Below are 18,452 nucleotides of genomic sequence, written 5' to 3'. Positions count from 1 at the left end.
GAGCCGAAGGCTAGTCAAGCGAACCTTTGCCCTCGATCGCCCTGCCCCAGTCGAGCAGCGGCTTGGCGCGCAAGGTGAAATCGACGAGCTCGTCGACCAGATCAGCCGTATGGATTCCCGCCGGATCGATGACATGCTGGACATAGAAATGCCGGTGGCGGATGGCGGCGACCAGATCGGGATCGCTGATTTCCTCGAAGCCGCGTGGCGTACGCTTCATACGGCCTTCGGTCTCGAGTTCAAGCCGGTTCTTCTTCAACGCCGCCACCAGGCCGCGAAAATTGTCCGGCTTGGTCGCGATGGCTTTGCGCATCGCCAGCAGCAGCGCCGGCTCCGGCTGCCACCAGGCAATGTCGGCAAAACAGCGCTCAAGCCCGATATGCACGTAGAACACACCCTGCTCCATCTTGGTGCCGTCGGGCGACAGGATTGCCGACAAATGCCTGTTGTAGGGCCGCTTGTCTTTGGCGAAGCGCACGTCGCGATTGATCCGGAACAGCGACTTCTTGCGATCGCCGCGCAGGCCGAGTCCGGCCTCCGCGAAACGCTCGGTCAGCGTGTCGACCAGATCACTGAGCGGATCACGCAGCTCCTTTTCGAACAGGTCGCGGTTTTCTAAAAACCACTCTCGGCTCTGGTGGAAATCCAGCGCCTTCAGGAACGGAATGGCTTTCGGGCCGAAACCCTTGAATGCGCCTTCCATCACGCCTTGCCGATCCGTACCAGCCAGCCATCCTCGTCGATCACCTCGATGCCGAGTTCGCTGGCAAGCTTGAGCTTGGAGCCAGCACCCGGCCCGGCGACCACCAGATCCGTCTTTGCCGAAACCGAGCCCGCGACCTTGGCGCCCAGGCGCTCCGCCATCGCCTTGGCTTCGGAGCGTGTCATCTTCTCCAGCGAGCCCGTGAACACGACCGTCTTGCCGGCGACCTCGCTGTCGGCCGAGACGTTGACGATATACGGCTTCGGCTTGACTTGGCGGAGCAACGCGTCAAGCACGTCGTCATTGCGCTCATTGCCGAAGAAGTCGCGCAACGCATCGATCACGGTATCGCCGATGCCGTTGACCGAGGGGAAAACCGTGTGTGGATCCTCCGCTGCCGCTGTCTCCTTGCCGACCCGGATCATCTCCTCGATGGTCGAGAAGGTGCGGGCAAGCACGGCGGCCGTCGTTTCGCCGATATGGCGGATGCCGAGCGCGAAGATGAAACGGTCGAGCTCCGGCTCGCGGCGCGAGTCGATGGCAGCGAACAGCTTGTCGAGGCCCTCATAGTTGCGATCCTCGACGCTGCGCACATTCTTGCGCGTCTTGCCCGATGCGGCCTCGCGCTGCCTCGCCTGCTCCTCGCGGCGTTCGGCCAGCGCCCTGGTGACGGCCGGACGGCGATCCCTGAGCGTGAAGATATCGGCGGCGGTCTTGATCAATCCCGCATTGAAGAACGTGTCTATGTTCTCCGCGCCGAGGCCTTCGATGTCCAGGGCGCCGCGTGACACGAAGTGGCGCAATCCTTCCACCGCCTGCGCCGGGCAGATCAGTTCGCCGGTGCAGCGCCGGCGGGAATCTTCCTTGCCGGTCTTTTCGTTGATCTCGCGCGTCGCCGGCGAGCCGCAGATCGGGCAAGTGTGAGGGAACTCGTAAGGCACCGCATCAGCAGGCCGCTTGTCGATGACGACGCTGACGATCTGCGGAATGACATCGCCTGCCCGCTGGATCACGACCGTATCGCCGATGCGCACATCGATGCCGTCGCGGATCGGCTCGCCGGTCGAGTCCAGGCCCTTGATGTAGTCCTCATTGTGCAGCGTGACGTTCTCGACCACGACGCCGCCGACTGTGACCGGCGCCAGCCGCGCAACCGGCGCCAGCGTACCGGTACGGCCGACCTGGATGTCGATCTTCTGCACGGTCGTCATCGCCTGTTCGGCCGGGAATTTATGCGCGACCGCCCAGCGCGGTTCGCCGGTGACGAAACCCCAGCGGCGCTGCAACTCCAGCTGGTCGACCTTGTAGACGACGCCGTCGATATCGTAGCCGAGCGCCGAGCGCTGCTCCTCGATCCGATGATAATGCGCGATCAGCTCCTCGGCCGATTTCGCCCGCACCATCAGCGGACTGATCTTGAACCCCCACTCGGCGAATTTCTGCACCGAATCATATTGGGTCGGAGCGGGATCAGCCGTCGTGTAACCCCAGGCATAGGCGAAGAATTTGAGGTTGCGGCTGGCGGTGACGGATGGATCCTTCTGGCGCAGCGATCCGGCCGCCGTATTGCGCGGATTGACGTAGTCCTGGCCGCCGGCCGCAGCCGATCGCTGCTTCAGCGCCTCGAATTCCGCATAGGTCATGTAGACCTCACCGCGGATCTCGATGATTTCGGGCCAGCCCGAGCCTTTCAGCTTCGCTGGAATATCGGCGATCGTCTTCAAATTGGCGGTGATGTCTTCGCCAACGGCGCCGTTGCCACGCGTCGCGCCCTGCACGAACACACCGTTTTCGTAACGCAGCGAAGCCGACAGCCCGTCGATCTTCGGTTCGGCTGTGAAGGCGATGTCGAGCTCCTTGTCGCGATCGAAGAACCGCCGCCCGCGTTCGATGAAATCCGTGACGTCATCGTCGGTATAGGCCTTGGCAAGGCTGAGCATCGGCACGGCATGGCGCACCTTGGTAAAGCCTTCCGCCGGAGCGGCTCCGACCCTGAGCGATGGCGAATCCTCGCGCACCAGCGCCGGAAAGCGCTCCTCGATGGCAAGGTTGCGCCGTGCCAGCGCATCATACTCCGCATCGGTGATAACAGGCGCATCTTCGGTATGGTAGCGCCGGTCGTGCTCGGCGATCTCTTCCGCCAGCCGCTTCAGCTCGGCTTCGGCCTCGCTTTCGGTCAGGGCATCAACTGGTTTTTCGGACATGCTTTCTTCCCCGAACGGTGGCGCTACACAATAGATCAGGATTTTAGGAAAATCATTCCTGAACAGCAGGATGGAGCCATATCCTGACTCGATCCCTGACATCAGCTGTTCTTATGCAGCTGTGGTGTTCTCGCGCAGCAACCGTTCGGCGGCCGCGCGCGCTTCATCGGTGATGGTGGCGCCGGCCAGCATGCGAGCGATCTCTTCCTGCCGCGCCGGCCGGTCCATCTCGGCGATGCCGGTGGCGACACGGTCGGTGGTGCCGGATTTGGAGATCAGGAAATGCGTCGCCGCGCGTGCCGCCACCTGTGGCGCATGCGTCACCGACAGCACCTGGACGCGCTTCGACAGTCGCGCCAGCCGCTGGCCGATGGCGTCGGCGACAGCGCCGCCCACACCGGTGTCGATTTCATCGAACACCAGCGTCGGCGCCGAACCGCGGTCGGCCAGCGCCACCTTCAGCGCCAGAAGGAAGCGCGAAAGCTCGCCGCCAGAGGCCACTTTCATCATCGGCCCGGGCCGCGTGCCTGGATTGGTGCGCACCCAGAATTCGATCTGGTCGATCCCCTCTTCCATACGGCTCTCGGCCTCGCTCTTCATTTCCACGATAAAGGCGGCGCGTTCGAGCTTCAGGGCCGGCAGTTCGGCCATCACGGCCTTGGTCAGGCCTACCGCCGCCGCATGACGCAGCGAGGACAGCTGCGCGGCGGCAATGTCGTAGGTCTCGCGCGCAGCGGTGGCCTGCTTTTCCAGCCCTCGCAGGCGCTCCTCGCCGGCATCGAGATCGGCGAGATCGGCCGACATCGTGTCGCGCAGCTGCGCCAGATCGTCGACGGCGACGCTGTGCTTGCGCGAGGCGGCGCGCAGCGAAAACAGCCGCTCCTCCGCTTTCTCCAGCCGCTGCGGATCATATTCGGTGGCGCGCAATGCTGCCTCGACGCCCGATTGCGCCGCGTCGAGCGACAGCATCGCCTCGTCGAGCGATTTGACGACATCGTCGAGCAGGCCGGGCGCCTCCGTCACCTTGCGCTGCAGCCGCCGCAACAGGCTGGCCAGTTGCGGCAGGGGCGAAGATGGGCCCGACAGCACATCCTGCGCGTCATGGATTTCGGAAGCGATCTTTTCGGCCCGCATCATAGACGCGCGCAATTCGGCAAGGTCGGTCTCCTCGCCCGGCTGCGGATCGAGCTTGGTCAATTCCGCCACCGCCGCGCGCAGATAGTCGGCCTCGCGCGCGGCCGCCGCCACCTTGGCGCGGTGGCGCGACAGCTCCTGCTCGCAGGCGCGCCAGTGCCGCCATGCCTCGCCGGTCGAGCGGACGGCGCCGAGATGGCCCCCGAAAGCGTCGAGCACCTCGCGGTGTGCTCCGGGATCGACCAGCGCGCGCTCGTCATGCTGGCCGTGGATCTCGACCAGCGCGCGCCCGACATCGCGCATCAGGGTGACGCTTGAAGGTTGATCGTTGACGAAAACACGGGTGCGGCCGTCCGCCGTCTGCAGGCGGCGCAGGATGATGTCGCCATCATCCTCGATCGCATTGTCGGCAAGCAGCGTACGGGCCGGATGATTGCGCGGCACGTCGAAGACGGCGATGACCTGGCCCTGTGCCGCGCCATGGCGCACCAGCGACGCGTCGCCGCGCGCTCCGAGCGCCAGCGACAGGGCATCGAGCAGGATGGATTTGCCGGCACCGGTTTCGCCGGTCAGCACCGAAAGGCCCGGCTGGAAGTCGATATCCAGCTTCTCGATCAGGACGATATCGCGGATCGACAGTCTGGAAAGCATCAGAACCCGAATCTAGAACGGCACGCGACCATTTGCAGTCGCAGCGCCGCACTATCTTTTTGTTTGAGCACCGGATCAATCCGAAAAGCGCTGTGGCGCTTCAGTCGATGCTCATACGTCAGGCGCCGGTGATCATCTTCCCGGCTTTGGATATCCACGACCCGGCATTCTCGCGCGGTGCAAGCCCATTGCTCTGCAAGAGCTTGTAGGAATCCTTGTACCATGGGCTGTCGGGGTAGTTGGTGCCGAGCACGGCGGCGGCGGTTTGTGCCTCCGAGGTCAGACCCATCGCGTAATAGCTTTCGGTCAAGCGGGCGAGCGCCTCCTCGACATGGCGGGTGTTGGAATAGTTCTCGACCACGGTGCGGAAGCGCTTCACGGCAGCGATGTATTCACGCCGCTCAAGATAGTAGCGGCCGATCTGCATTTCCTTGCCGGCCAACTGGTCGTTGGCGAAGCGGATCTTTTCCTTGGCGTCGTCGACATATTCCGATGTTGGCCAGCGCGTGACCAGATCCTGCATCGTCTGGACGGTCTGGCGCGCTTCCTTCTGGTCCTGCGTCACGTCCTTGATCTGACGGTAGTAGCTCAAGCCGATGATGTACTGCGCATAGGCTGCGTCATCGGTCGACGGGTAAAGCGTGAGATAGCGCTTGGCCGAGCCGATCGCCTCATCGTAATTGCCCTGGCGATAGTCGGCGAAAGCGCCCATCACCATCGATTTGCGGGCCCATTCCGAATAGGGATGCTGGCGGTCGACGGCGTCGAACTTGCGGCTCGCCTCCTGCAGGCGCCCGGCATTGAGATTGGCAAGGCCCTGATTGTAGAGAACATCGGCCGGCTCGGTCTGCTCGACATAGGTCGACAGGTCGATATCTTTCTCCGACGACATGCAGGCCGACAGAAAGAGCGATGGAACAACTACTGAAAGCGCCAGGAAAACAGCCCTCTGCGGTGCTTTCAATTGACCAACTCGCTTGAAGAACATGATTGGATCTCGCCCTTTCGGCGCTATTTCAATGCCAGTTGCACGCCATTGTTTCAAAACTGGTCCCCACTTTTGAATGACATGCATTAATCGACGGCAGCAGCCATAAACCATAACCGCCTTGCCCGGCAACGCTATCTCCGGCCAATCGCGCATTTTTGTGGCGGCCGGGCGCCGCTTGGACATCAATGCAATTTCACTGGCGGGTGGTGCATTCCTGCAACATTCGCTATCACCCATGGAACCCGAAAAAACCCTGGGAAATCAGATCATCCAGGGTGCGTAGAGTGGCGCATTGACGGCGTTCATCTCGGCGCTGCGGCCACGCTCACGGCGCGTCGTCTCGACGATCTCGAACGCCGTGCGGTCCGAGAGCAGACGGCGCAGGGCCGCGGCATTCATCCTGTGGCCGCCGCGATAGGAGCGGAAGCAGCCGATGAAGCGGGCGCCGGCCAGCGCCAGGTCGCCCATGGCGTCCAGCGTTTTATGGCGCACGAATTCGTTGGGATAGCGCAGGCCGCCCATATTGATGACGCGGTTGTCGTCGCCGATGACCAGCGAGTTCTCCAGCGAGGAGCCGAGCGCGTAGCCTGCGGCCCACAGCCGCTCGACATCCTTCATGAAGCCAAAGGTGCGGGCGCGCGCGATGTCACGACGGAAAATATCGGCATTGAGGTCGGAGGCAAACAGCTGACGGCCGATCGCCGGGCTTTCGAAGTCGATCTCGATCTCGAAACGGGTCCCGTCATAGGGCCGAAACTCCGCCCAGGAGGCGCCGTTCTCGATACGCACCGGCTTGATGACCCTGATATAGCGCCGCTTGACCGAGAGCGTCTCGATACCCGCCTGATCGATGGCTTCGACGAACGCCATGGCGCTGCCATCGAAGATAGGAACCTCGGAACCATCGATCTCGACAGCGACATTATCGATGCCGAGCCCAAACAGCGCCGCCATGATGTGCTCCACCGTGGCGATATGCTCGCCGGCGGGATCACCAAGCATGGTGCACAGGTCGGTAGCGCCGACTTCCGAAACCAGGGCACGAAACTCGCGGCCCTGCTCCGAACCGTTGAAAAGCTGGAAAACGATGCCGGTGTCGGCATCCGCGGGCACGAAGCTGATGGACACTTCCTTGCCGCTGTGGACGCCGGTGCCGGTAAGCGACGCGCGCGTCTTCAATGTCGTCTGATAGTCGTGCAAGACAATCCCCATAAGCCCGTAATGCCTAGGTCCGCTTCTCCAGCCCGAGGGCGCGGCTCTTGTGTGAATCGGCTGGCAGGGTGACTTCCCCCGAAATCCCGGCAAACCGATGATGGTAGGCAGCGAAGATAATGTCCCGTCAGGGAGACTCCAAATCACGGTTTCTTACTCTGTGTAACCGCGAAATGGAATGAGTACGACTTGGTAAGTCGTTGAAATCACATCATATAAAACATTAACAGGCAAGCGATTCCTCGCTTGCCTGTTAACAAATGTTACAGTCCGTTTACCAATCAGTTGGCCTGGCGGCGCAGGAACGCCGGAATCTCCAGCTGATCGTCTTCCTGAGTCGTCCTCACCTGCGGCGTCAGGCGGCCCTGATCGTCGAGCTGGCCGCGGCGCGGCGCATAGAGCTGCGCATCCTGGCTGGCGAGACGGCGCACTTCGGGCGCGGCCTGGCGCAGCTTGGGCTCGCGCGGCTGCGCCGGCTGCAGCCGTGCGGGTTCTTCCTCGCGGCGGGTCAGACCATTGGTCAGGCGCTTCAGCAGGCCCATCGGTCCGCTGTTGTTCTCGTGGTCGACCGGGCGGCTCTTGGCATCCACCTCGGCCTTGACGACCGGCGGAAAGTCCTCGACGCGCGGCATGCGCTGCGGCGCCATGGCAACCGGCTGCGGCGCCTCGCGCTGCAGCATCTCGCGCGGCTGCGGGGCCGGCTGCATCTGCTGGACCACCGGCTGCGGCATCGGCTGGGCGGGCGGCGCCTGGAAGATCTTGCTCTGCGGGCGGAAATCTTCAGCGTGGGCGACCGGGGCCGGGCGCGCCTGCGCCATGGCCGCGGCATTGGCTTCGGCCAGATGGATGGCTTCCGCGACCGGGTCGATAGCGCGTGGCTCGTATGCCGCCTGCTGGACAGGCGCCGGACGAACCTCCGCGATCTGAGCCGCCGGGCGGCTGGCCGGCTTCGGAGGCGCCGTGCGGATCGAGATCGGTGCGGCGGCGATTTCAGCCGCCGACTTGTCGATGCCGGTGGCAACCACCGAGACGCGGATGACGCCTTCGAGTTCCTCGTCGAAAGTGGCGCCCAGGATGATGTTGGCGTCCTGGTCGACTTCCTCGCGGATACGGGTCGCGGCTTCGTCGACTTCGAACAGCGTCAGGTCGCGGCCGCCGGTGATCGAGATCAGCAAGCCCTTGGCACCCTTCATCGAGGTCTCGTCGAGCAGCGGGTTGGCGATCGCCGCTTCGGCGGCGGCCATCGCGCGGCCCTCGCCGGAAGCCTCGCCGGTGCCCATCATCGCCTTGCCCATCTCGCGCATGACGGAACGGACGTCGGCGAAGTCGAGATTGATCAGGCCTTCCTTGACCATCAGGTCGGTGATGCAGGCGACACCGGAATAGAGCACCTGGTCGGCCATGGCGAAGGCATCGGCGAAGGTGGTCTTGTCATTGGCCAGCCGGAACAGGTTCTGGTTGGGGATGACGATCAGCGTATCGACGCATTTCTGCAATTCCTCGATGCCGAAGTCGGCCGTCTTCATGCGGCGCTGGCCTTCGAAGTGGAACGGCTTGGTGACGACGCCGACCGTGAGGATGCCCTTTTCGCGCGCTGCGCGGGCAACGACCGGAGCAGCACCGGTACCGGTGCCGCCGCCCATGCCGGCGGTGACGAAGCACATATGGGTGTTGGTCAGGTGATCGAGGATTTCATCGATGCACTCTTCCGCCGCCGCACGGCCGACCTCCGGCTGCGAGCCGGCGCCAAGGCCTTCGGTGACGTGCGCGCCGAGCTGGATCAGGCGGCCGGCCTTCGACATGGTCAGCGCCTGCGCGTCGGTGTTGGCCACCACGAACTCGACACCGCGCAGACCGGCGGTGATCATGTTGTTGACGGCATTGCCGCCGCCGCCGCCGACACCGAACACGGTGATGCGCGGCTTAAGCTCGGTGATGTCCGGCTTTTGCAGATTGATGGTCATTGTCTCCGTCCTTTGCCTTTCACGCCGCTTCGCCGCCGCGGCCGCCTATGGGGCTGTCCCCGTCAATTTTAGAAACTGTCTCTCAACCACTGACTCATGCGATGCAGTTTTCCGCCCGTTCCGGTCATTTTGAGACCGGAAATTCCTTTCGCCGGATGGCTCTCGAAGCTCGCCATCTGCGGATAGATCAGAAGCCCCACCGCAGCCGAGAAGGCCGGCCCCTTCGCCGCTTCCGGCAGACCGGCCACGCCGAGCGGGCGGCCGATGCGCACATTGCGTCCCAGGATGCGGCGCGCCGCCTCCGGCAGGCCGGCAAGCTGGCTGGCGCCACCGGTAAGAACCACACGCTTGCCCACTGCATTGCCATAGCCGGACTTGTTCAGCCGGTCGCGCAGCAGTTCGAGCGTCTCGTCGATGCGGGCGCGCACGATGCGCGTCATCACCGAGCGCGGGATCTGCAAGGGCACGTCACCGTCGTCGCCGATCGGCTGGATCGAGACCAGGTCGCGGTCGTCGGCGCTGCCCGGCAGTGCCGAGCCATGCATCACCTTCAGCCGTTCGGCGGCATCGAGCGAGGTCGACAGCCCCTTGGCCATGTCCATCGTGACGTGGTTGCCGCCGATGGCGATGGCGTCGCCATGGACGAACTTGCCTTCCGAAAACACCGAGATCGTCGTCGTGCCGCCGCCCATGTCGATGCAGGCCGCGCCCATTTCCAGCTCGTCGTCGACCAAGGCCGCCAGGCCGCTGGCATAGGGCGTCGCCACCATGCGCTCGACCGACAGATGCGAACGGTTGATGGAAAGCTCCAGATTGCGCATCGGCGCGGCGTCGCCGGTCAGCACATGCATGTCGACGCCGAGTGCGTCGCCGACCATGCCCCGCGGATCGCGCACGCCGCGTTCGGCATCCAGCGAGAAACCGACGGGAAGCGAATGGATCACCTCGCGCTCGGCCTTCAGCGCCTGCTTGGCGCCAGCGCCGAGAACGCGCTTGATGTCGGCCTCGTCGGCCTCGTGACCGCCAAGATTGATGGTGGCGGAGAAGGCTTCGCTCTTCAGCCGGCCGGCGGTCATGTTGACGATGAGAGAATCGACCGTCAGCCCGGCCATGCGCTCGGCCGCGTCGACGGAAAGGCGGATGGCATGTTCCGCCCTATCGAGGTCAACCACGACACCCGACTTCACGCCTTGCGACTTCTGATGGCCGATACCGATCACCTGGATCCGGTGCGAGCGGCCGCGCAGCAGCTTGCCGTCATCGCATGGCTTCAGCTTGGCCACCATGCAGCAGACCTTGCTCGAACCGACATCCAGCACCGTCAGGGTGCCGGACCGGCGCGACGCGGCATCGCCAGGACCGCCAAGCCAGCTCATATCTTCGTCTCCGGCTTGCGCTTCAGGCTCTTGGCTTTCTCGTTGAGGGCGGCTTCGCGCTGCGTCGCCGCTTCCGCCGTCAACTGCACGACCAGCCGGTCCGTCAGGCGCATGTCGACGGCGGCGATGTCGCGCGACAGCAAGCCGTTATCATGATCCATCTTGACGAGTTCGGCGAGCGCCTGTTCCTCGTCATCCTCGGGAAGCTTGATGGTGATGCCATTGTCCAGCTTCAGGTCCCAGCGCCGCTCGCCGACGCGGATATAACCTTTGATCCGGCTCGCGAGTTCGGGATATTTTTCGACCTTGGCCAGGAAATCGGGCGCGCTCGCCGGCGCGCCGGTGCCGATCAGCAGCGGCAGGAGCACCTGCTTGCCGCCCGAGAACGGCGCGATCATGGCGCCATTCCTCTCGATGACCGAAAGCGCGTCACCCTGCTGCCAGAGCGCGAAAGCCTCACGCTCCTCGACGCGCACTTCCAGAGTATGCGGGTAGACCTTGCGGACGGCCGCAACCTCGATCCACGGCAATGTCGCAATTCGTTCCCGCGCGGCCTCGGCATTAAAGCCGATCAGCGACGTCCAACCGTCGAGCTCAAGCCTGTCGAGTATGTCGATTTCCGAGGTCTGGCGATTGCCGACCACCTTAACCTGATCAACGGCAAATCCGGTACGGGCGGTGATGCTCTGCACGATACCCTCGACATGACCGCCGAGATAGGCGCCATAGGCACTGCTCGAGAAAATCAGCACGGCCGACATCATGGCCGCGGAAAAGCGCGGCGCCTGGAATTCCCCGACGCCCAGGCGCGCCAGAATGCGCACCGGGCGGCGCAGCATGCGCGGCAGCACGAAATGGCCCGACGACAATGGCAGGCCGAACAGCGCCGGCCCCGCCGCGCCCCTCTCCCAACCTTGTCTCCATTTCAACGCAGGCACGAAGCGTCCTCCACCATCCAACTCAACAAATCGCCAAACGAGTGCCCAGCCTGGGCGGCGATTTCAGGCACCAAGGACGTCGGCGTCATACCCGGCTGGGTGTTGACCTCGAGCCAGACAATCTCGCCGTTTTCGGAATGACGATCGTCATAACGGAAGTCCGAACGGGAAACGCCGCGACAGCCGATCGCTTGGTGAGCCTTGAGCGCCAGTGTTTGTATTTTTTGGTAAATATTCGGTGAAACTTTTGCGGGGCATTCGTGCTTTGATCCCCCGGCGACATATTTTGAATCATAGTCATAGAAGGAATGGCCGGTCGGGATGATCTCGCAGACCCCCAGCGCCACATCGCCCATCACCGCGCAGGTCAGCTCCCTGCCGTGGATGTAGCGCTCAACCATGACGGTATCGCCATATTTCCACTCGGACGAGCCGATCACCTGCGGCGGATGCGACTGGCCCTCATGCACGATGACGACACCGAAGCTCGAACCCTCATTGACCGGCTTGACCACATAGGGCGGCTTCATCGGATGCTTGCTCTGGATGGCGAAGCGGCTGGCGACCTTCGATTCGGCGACCACGATGCCGACCGACTTGGCAACCCGCTTGGCCTGCTCCTTGTTCATGGCCAGAGCCGAGGCGAGCACGCCGGAATGGGTGTAGGGAATGCCGAGATATTCAAGGATGCCCTGAATGGTGCCGTCCTCGCCAAAAGGGCCGTGCAGCGCATTGAAGGCGACATCGGGCTTGAGCTCGGCAAGCACGGAGCCGACATCGCGCCCGACATCGACACGGGTGACCTGGTAGCCTTCCTTCTCGAGTTCATCGGCACAAGCCTTTCCCGACGATAGAGACACGGGCCGCTCGGACGAAAAACCACCCAGCAGGACGGCCACATGCTTGTTTTTCATTCCCCGGCATCCCCTCTCTCACGGCGGACCAAAACCAGATTTTCCGCAACATTGAGTCAGAGTCTCCCGGCAGGTTGCCCCCCAGACGGAAAACGCTGAAAACGCGTCGAACGACTCAAATCAGGAAACGCTTTCGAGCAGAGAATCAGAGAGTTGATTCACTGGCAAGTGCTTACGATTCCGAGAGATTCACTTTCTGAGAAAATGGATGCGAAAAGCGTGTCGTTGAGTCTTTGCGGCAACGGTCGCGGACCGTGTCGGCCGTGTTAAAGTTCATGCATCACATGAACTTCAACACGCGCCACGCTGCGCTTTAAAGAAGCTGTCCCAAAAACTCCTGAACCGCATGTCCCGGCCGGAAATTGCCGATGCGCTTGATTTCCCATTGCAGCCGGATACCGGAATTCTCCAGCACCCGCGTGCGCACCGTCTCGCCGAGATATTCTAGGTCGTAGCCGGTCGCGGTTCCCGTGTTGATCATGAAGTTGCAATGCATCGGCGACATCTGGGCGCCGCCGATCATCAGGCCGCGGCAGCCCGCTCTGTCGATCTCCTTCCAGGCCGACGTGCCTTCCGGATTCTTGAAGGTCGAGCCGCCGGTCTTCTCGCGGATCGGCTGCACGGTCTCGCGATGGTTCTGCACGGCCTCCATCGCCGCCTTGATCGCCGCTCTGTCCTCGGCAAAGCCCTCGAACACGGCCGAGGTGAAGATCAGCCCGGCAGGCGCCGCCGAATGGCGATAGGCGTAACCCATATCGGCATTGCTCAGCGTCTGCACATTGCCCTTGCGGTCGAGCGCTCGCACTTCGACGACCCGCTCGCGCGTCTCGACGCCGTTGGCGCCTGCGTTCATCCGCAGCGCACCGCCGATTGCACCCGGAATGCCGTGGTAGAAATGAAAGCCGCCAATGCCGGCCTCGAGCGCCACCGCTGCGACGCGCTTGTCGGGGGTCGCGGCTCCCGCCTTGATCCTGATCGGCGAAATCACCTCGGCCTCGCCGAAGCCCTTGGCTGAAAGGCGGATGACAAAGCCCTCGATGCCGCCATCGCGGACCAGAAGGTTCGAGCCGACGCCGACGACGGTCAGTGGTATCTCTTCGGGAACGGCTTTCAGGAACACCGCAAGATCTTCCTCGTCGGCCGGCTGGAACAGCACCTCAGCCAGACCCCCTGCACGGAACCAGGTGATCTTGTCCATCTCGGCGTTCGGCGTCAGGCGGCCGCGCAGGCCGGCAAGCCGGTCGCCCAGTCTGTCGATCAGGGCCTGGCCGTGCATCATGAGACGGTCCCGCCAAGCTCCTTGGGCAATGCATAGGCCCATTGGGTGATGTTGCCGGCGCCCAGGAAGACGACGAAGTCACCCGGCTTTGCCAGATCACGGATGACGGGCGCGATCGCCGCCGGACCCTCGATGTAGCGTGCGTCGCGATGGCCGCCGGCGCGGATGCGCGACACCAGCGCGTCCGAGCTGACGCCGTCGATCGGCTCTTCGCCGGCCGCGTAGACCGGCGCCACCATCACTGTGTCGGCGTCGTTGAAGCAGGTGGAAAACTCGTTGAACAGATCATGCAGCCGGGTGAAGCGATGCGGCTGGGCAATGGCGATGACGCGACCTTGGGTGGCGCTGCGCGCCGCCTTCAGCACCGCCGAGATCTCGACCGGATGGTGGCCGTAATCGTCGAATATTTCGACGCCGTCCCACGAACCGGTATGGGTGAAGCGGCGCTTGACGCCGGCGAAGGACGACAGGCCCTTCTTGATCGCCTCGGCCGACAGGCCGAGCTCATGCGCGACCGCGATCGCTGCCGTCGCGTTGGAGACGTTGTGGCGGCCGGGCATCGGCAGGCGCAGGCCTGCTATGACAGTCTGACCGCCTGTCTTGCGGTCGCGGATCACCACGTCGAATTCCGAAATGGCACCTGCCATGCGGTGATTGGTAAAGCGCACGTCGGCCTGCGCATTCTCGCCATAGGTGATGACCCGGCGGTCCTCGATGCGGCTGACCAGTGCCTGCACCTCGGGGTGGTCGGTGCACATCACGCCAAAACCGTAGAACGGCACGTTCTCGACGAACTGGCGGAACGCCTCGCGCACCTTGTCGAAGCTGCCATAGTGATCGAGATGCTCGGGATCGATGTTGGTGACGACCGCGATCTCCGCCGGTAGTTTCAGGAAAGTGCCGTCGCTCTCGTCGGCCTCGACCACCATCCATTCGCCGTCGCCCATGCGCGCATTGGTGCCATAGGCATTGATGATGCCGCCATTGATGACGGTCGGATCGAGCCCGCCGGCATCGAGCAAGGTCGCCACCATCGAGGTCGTCGTCGTCTTGCCATGCGTGCCGCCGATCGCCACCGCCTGGCGAAAGCGCATCAGTTCGGCCAGCATTTCGGCCCGGCGCACGATCGGCAGCAGCTTTTCGCGCGCGGCCTTTAGCTCTGGATTGGATTTCTTGATCGCCGTCGAGACGACCACCACCTCGGCATCACCGAGATTTTCGGCCCTATGGCCGACGAAGCATTCGATGCCCTTGTCGCGCAGCCGCTGCACATTGGCGCTTTCGGCCTGGTCGGACCCTTGCACCTTGTAGCCGAGATTGTGCAGCACTTCGGCAATGCCGCTCATGCCGATGCCGCCAATGCCGATGAAATGCACAAGGCCGATGGTCTGCGGCATCTTCATGCTTGCGTCCTCTTCCTGAAATCCGAAACGGTTTTTTTGGACGCAATAGCCTCTGTAAGATCAGCGAGCAACCGTGCCGCGTCCGGCCTCCCGGCCGATTTCGCACCCGCCGCCATCGCCGTCAGCCGATCGGGGTCTTCCATCAGCTCGCCGATGAGCGCTGCGATGCGTTCGGACGAGAGCGAGGATTGCGGATGCACTTCGCCGCCGCCGGCAGCGGCAAGGGCCGCCGCGTTCGCCGCCTGATCGTGGTCGAGCGCATAGGGGTAAGGCACCAGCAGCGCCGGCCGGCCGATGACGGCGATCTCCGAGACGGTCGAGGCGCCGGAGCGCGAGATCACCAGGTGCGCAGCCGCCATGCGCTGCGCCATGTCGGTGAAGAAGGGCGAGACCTCGACGGCGACGCCAAGCGCGGCATAGGCTGCCTTGACCCGCGCCACGTCATCCGCGCGCGCTTGTTGGGTGATCACCAGCCGCTTGCGCTGTGCGTCGGAAAGCAGCGCGATGGCTCCCGGCACGGCATCGGAAAAGAACTGGGCGCCCTGGCTGCCGCCGAACACCAGCAGGCGGAACGGCTGTTCCCCGGTCGATGCCGCATAATTCATCCTGGCCGCTTCCAGCACGGCCGGCCTGACCGGATTGCCTGTCGTCACCGTCTTCACACCGGCAGCACTGGTGTCCTGCGGCAGGAAGCCGCCGGCGATGGCATCGACACGGCCGGCCAGCGCCCGGTTGGCGCGCCCCATCACCGCGTTCTGCTCATGGATCAGCGTCGGCACCTTGCGCCGTGTCGCCGCGTAGAGCGGCGGCAAGGTTGGATAGCCGCCGAAGCCGACGACGGCATCCGGCTTGATCCTGCCGATGACGGCGGAAGCCTGGCGCACGCCGCGCCAGATTTTCCAGAAGGCACCAAGCAGGGCAAAAGGGTTTTTCGAGCCCATCGTCGCCGACTGGATCGGGTGGACGGCGGCGGCCGGAAAATGGCCGGCGAAACGCTCCGCACGGTCGTCGGTTGCCAGATGCACCGACCAGCCGCGCTCGTTCAACTCATGCGCCAGCGCCTCGGCCGGGAAAAGATGCCCACCGGTGCCGCCTGCCGCGAGAAGGATGACGCCTCTGGCCATATCACTCCGCCGGCATGGCGCGTTGCGACAGGCCAAAGCCCACCTGCTTGCGCTTTTCCGGCCGCTTGCGTGTCAGCGCCAGCACCATGCCCATCGAGATGGCGATGGCGATCTGCGAGGAGCCGCCATAGGAGATGAACGGCAGCGTCATGCCCTTGGCCGGCACGAGCTGGAGGTTGACGCACATGTTGATGACCGCCTGCAGGCCGAACACGGTGACGAGACCGCCGACCGCATAGCGGGTGAAATCGTCATGCTCCTTCAGCGCCGTGTTGAGGCCGCGCAGAACGATGAAGGCGAAGATCGACATGATGAAGAAGCACATGATCAGCCCGAACTCTTCGCCGGCAACCGAGAAGACGAAGTCGGCATGGCTGTCGGGGATGACGCGCTTGACGGTGCCCTCGCCCGGTCCGACTCCGAACCAGCCGCCATTGATCAGCGCTTCGCGCCCCATGTCGACCTGGAACGTGTCGCCCTCGCCGGTGAGGAACTTGTCGATACGCAGGGCAACGTGCGGGAACACCGTATAGGCGGCAAAGACGCCGCCGACGCCGGCCGCACCCAGCGCGACGATCCACAGCCAGGGCAGCCCGGCCATGAAGAACATGATGCCCCAGGTGCCGGTCGTCAGCATGGTCTGGCCGAGGTCCGGTTGTGCCACCAGCAGCGACACGACCAGCACCAGCAGCAGCATGGCGAACAGATTGCCCGGAATATCGGGCTGGCGCTTGTGCTCGGCGAAAAGCCACGCGCACATGATGACGAAGGCCGGCTTCAGGAATTCCGACGGCTGGATCGACAGGCCGGCAAGCGACACCCAGCGGCGCGCACCCTTCACCTCGACGCCGATGTAGAGCACCGCCACCATCAGCACCAGCATCAGGCACAGGATGACCAGCGCCATGCGCCGGATCTGCCTGGAATCGAGGAAGGAAACTGCCAGCATCACACCGAGCGCCGGCACGGTGAAGATGATCTGCCTGGTGGCAAAGTGGAAACTGTCGAGGCCGATGCGTTCGGCCACCGCCGGACTGGCGGCGAAGGACAAGACGATGCCGAGCCCCATCAGCGACAGGAACGCCGCGAGGAACCAGCGATCGATCGTCCACCACCAGGTTGCCACCGGGCTTTTGTCGAGACGGCTTTGCATTATCGTGCCCCTCCGATGGGTTTCACACCCTCGATAGCATCCGCAGCTTGCCTGAAGGCTTCGCCGCGGACTTCGAAATTCTTGAACTGGTCGAAACTGGCGCAGGCCGGCGACAGCAGCACCACCGCCTCGCCGCTGTCGTCCTTAGCGGCATCATGCGCGGCGTGCTCGACCGCGGCGGCCAGCGTGCCTGAGATCTCGTAGGGAACTGCCTCGCCCAGCGTCGCCGAAAAGGCCGGCGCCGCCTCGCCAATCAGATAGGCCTTGGCGATGCGCGGAAAGAAGCCGCGCAACGGCTCGATGCCGCCTTCCTTGGGCAGGCCGCCGGCGATCCAGTAGATGCGCGTAAAGCTGGATAGCGCAGGTGCTGCGGCATCGGCATTGGTCGCCTTGGAATCGTTGATGAACAGCACATGGTCCTTGCGGCCGACCTGCTCCATGCGGTGAGCGAGGCCGGGAAAGCTTTCCAGCCCCGACTGGATTTCGCCAAGCTCCAGTCCGACCTTGAGGCAAGCGGCGACCGCCGCCAGAGCGTTCTGGGCATTGTGCTGGCCGCGCAGCGAACCGATGCCTTCGAGGAAGGCGACACGGCTGTAACGGCCGTGCACGGCTTCCATCAGATTGCCGCCATCGGCGAAATAGCCATCGGTCAGCGGCAGGCGCTTGGAAATGCGGATGACAGGCCGGCCCGCCCGCTCCAGCCGCTCGGCGATCTGCGCACACCAGGAATCGTCGATGCCGACGATCGCCGTCTCGCTGCCGGCTACCAGCCGCTCCTTGATCGCGGCGTAGTGCTGCATGGTGCCGTGGCGGTCGAGATGATCGGGCGTCAGGTTAAGCAGGATGCCCGCCGTCGGATTGATCGAAGGCGCGAGGTCGATCTGGTAAGACGAGCATTCGACCACATAGTGCCGATCGGGCTCGGGCGGATCGAGCGTCATCACCGCGCGGCCGATATTGCCGCCCATCTGGGTATCGCGTCCCGCGGCCTTCAGGATATGCGCGGTCAGCGCGGTGGTCGTCGACTTGCCGTTGGTGCCGGTGATGGCGATGAAAGGCGAATTTGGCGCGCTCAGCGTCCGCTCGCGGCAGAAAAGCTCGATGTCGCCGATGATCTCGACGCCTGAACCGCGCGCCAGCTCCACCGTCCAATGCGGCTTGGGATGCGTCAGCGGGACGCCCGGCGACAGCACGAAAGCCGAGAATTTCGCCCAGTCGGCGCCGCGCAAATCAGCGGTCGCAATACCGGCAATAGCGGCCTTGGCAACGCTTTCGGGATTGTCGTCCCAGGCCAGCACGTCCGCGCCGCCCTCGATCAGCGCGCGCGCCGTCGCAATCCCCGAGCCACCGAGCCCGAAGAGGGAAACGCGCTTGCCTGAAAAGGATGCGGCGGGGATCAAAGGGCT

14 protein-coding genes are annotated in these 18,452 nt (G+C 63.8%); all 14 read right to left on the bottom strand.

Annotated features, from left to right (window positions below):
- Positions 1-10 precede the first annotated feature (10 nt).
- Entirely contained in the window at positions 11-703 is a 693-nt protein-coding gene (locus tag AC0L2U_RS00715) for a DUF2461 domain-containing protein (protein ID WP_128288512.1), read from the bottom strand.
- Entirely contained in the window at positions 703-2,907 is a 2,205-nt protein-coding gene (gene ligA / locus AC0L2U_RS00710) for an NAD-dependent DNA ligase LigA (protein WP_127270946.1), read from the bottom strand. The genes AC0L2U_RS00715 and ligA overlap by 1 nt, the downstream gene beginning before the upstream one ends.
- Positions 2,908-3,018: 111 nt before the next feature.
- The gene (gene recN, locus AC0L2U_RS00705) at positions 3,019-4,692 is read right to left on the bottom strand and encodes a DNA repair protein RecN (RefSeq protein WP_127809997.1); all 1,674 of its coding nucleotides are present in this window, start codon (positions 4,690-4,692) and stop codon (positions 3,019-3,021) included.
- 118 nt (positions 4,693-4,810) lie between these two features.
- Positions 4,811-5,680 (bottom strand): outer membrane protein assembly factor BamD, encoded by an 870-nt coding sequence (locus AC0L2U_RS00700; RefSeq protein ID WP_127328879.1) that lies wholly within the window; start codon positions 5,678-5,680, stop codon positions 4,811-4,813.
- 264 nt (positions 5,681-5,944) lie between these two features.
- Positions 5,945-6,895 carry a UDP-3-O-acyl-N-acetylglucosamine deacetylase gene (gene lpxC, locus AC0L2U_RS00695; protein WP_128363274.1) on the bottom strand — a complete coding sequence of 317 codons (951 nt, stop codon included), beginning with the start codon at positions 6,893-6,895 and terminating at the stop codon, positions 5,945-5,947.
- 281 nt (positions 6,896-7,176) lie between these two features.
- Complete coding sequence (ftsZ, locus tag AC0L2U_RS00690) at positions 7,177-8,859, bottom strand: cell division protein FtsZ (RefSeq protein ID WP_127273569.1); 1,683 nt, start codon at positions 8,857-8,859, stop codon at positions 7,177-7,179.
- A gap of 68 nt (positions 8,860-8,927) precedes the next feature.
- Positions 8,928-10,235, bottom strand: a complete 1,308-nt coding sequence (ftsA, locus tag AC0L2U_RS00685; protein ID WP_027034934.1) for a cell division protein FtsA — start codon at positions 10,233-10,235, stop codon at positions 8,928-8,930.
- Positions 10,232-11,173, bottom strand: coding sequence for a cell division protein FtsQ/DivIB (locus AC0L2U_RS00680; protein ID WP_128288464.1), 942 nt, complete (start codon positions 11,171-11,173; stop codon positions 10,232-10,234). Before AC0L2U_RS00680 ends, ftsA begins: the two co-directional genes overlap by 4 nt.
- Positions 11,161-12,087: a D-alanine--D-alanine ligase gene (locus AC0L2U_RS00675; RefSeq protein WP_127328876.1), complete on the bottom strand. Its 927-nt coding sequence runs from the start codon at positions 12,085-12,087 to the stop codon at positions 11,161-11,163. Before AC0L2U_RS00675 ends, AC0L2U_RS00680 begins: the two co-directional genes overlap by 13 nt.
- Before the next feature lie 313 nt (positions 12,088-12,400).
- Positions 12,401-13,366: a UDP-N-acetylmuramate dehydrogenase gene (gene murB, locus AC0L2U_RS00670; RefSeq protein ID WP_127322152.1), complete on the bottom strand. Its 966-nt coding sequence runs from the start codon at positions 13,364-13,366 to the stop codon at positions 12,401-12,403.
- Positions 13,363-14,769: a UDP-N-acetylmuramate--L-alanine ligase gene (murC, locus tag AC0L2U_RS00665; RefSeq protein WP_023813140.1), complete on the bottom strand. Its 1,407-nt coding sequence runs from the start codon at positions 14,767-14,769 to the stop codon at positions 13,363-13,365. The genes murB and murC overlap by 4 nt, the downstream gene beginning before the upstream one ends.
- Entirely contained in the window at positions 14,766-15,893 is a 1,128-nt protein-coding gene (murG, locus tag AC0L2U_RS00660) for an undecaprenyldiphospho-muramoylpentapeptide beta-N-acetylglucosaminyltransferase (protein ID WP_127809991.1), read from the bottom strand. Before murG ends, murC begins: the two co-directional genes overlap by 4 nt.
- A 1-nt stretch (position 15,894) precedes the next feature.
- Positions 15,895-17,046 carry a putative lipid II flippase FtsW gene (gene ftsW, locus AC0L2U_RS00655; protein WP_128288466.1) on the bottom strand — a complete coding sequence of 384 codons (1,152 nt, stop codon included), beginning with the start codon at positions 17,044-17,046 and terminating at the stop codon, positions 15,895-15,897.
- The gene (murD, locus tag AC0L2U_RS00650; protein WP_128288467.1) at positions 17,046-18,446 is read right to left on the bottom strand and encodes a UDP-N-acetylmuramoyl-L-alanine--D-glutamate ligase; all 1,401 of its coding nucleotides are present in this window, start codon (positions 18,444-18,446) and stop codon (positions 17,046-17,048) included. Before murD ends, ftsW begins: the two co-directional genes overlap by 1 nt.
- Positions 18,447-18,452 lie beyond the last annotated feature (6 nt).

It is taken from the genome of Mesorhizobium sp. WSM4808 (genome assembly GCF_055811675.1).
Note: the sequence above shows the minus strand (reverse complement) of the source record. Positions and strands in the feature narration are given on the sequence as shown.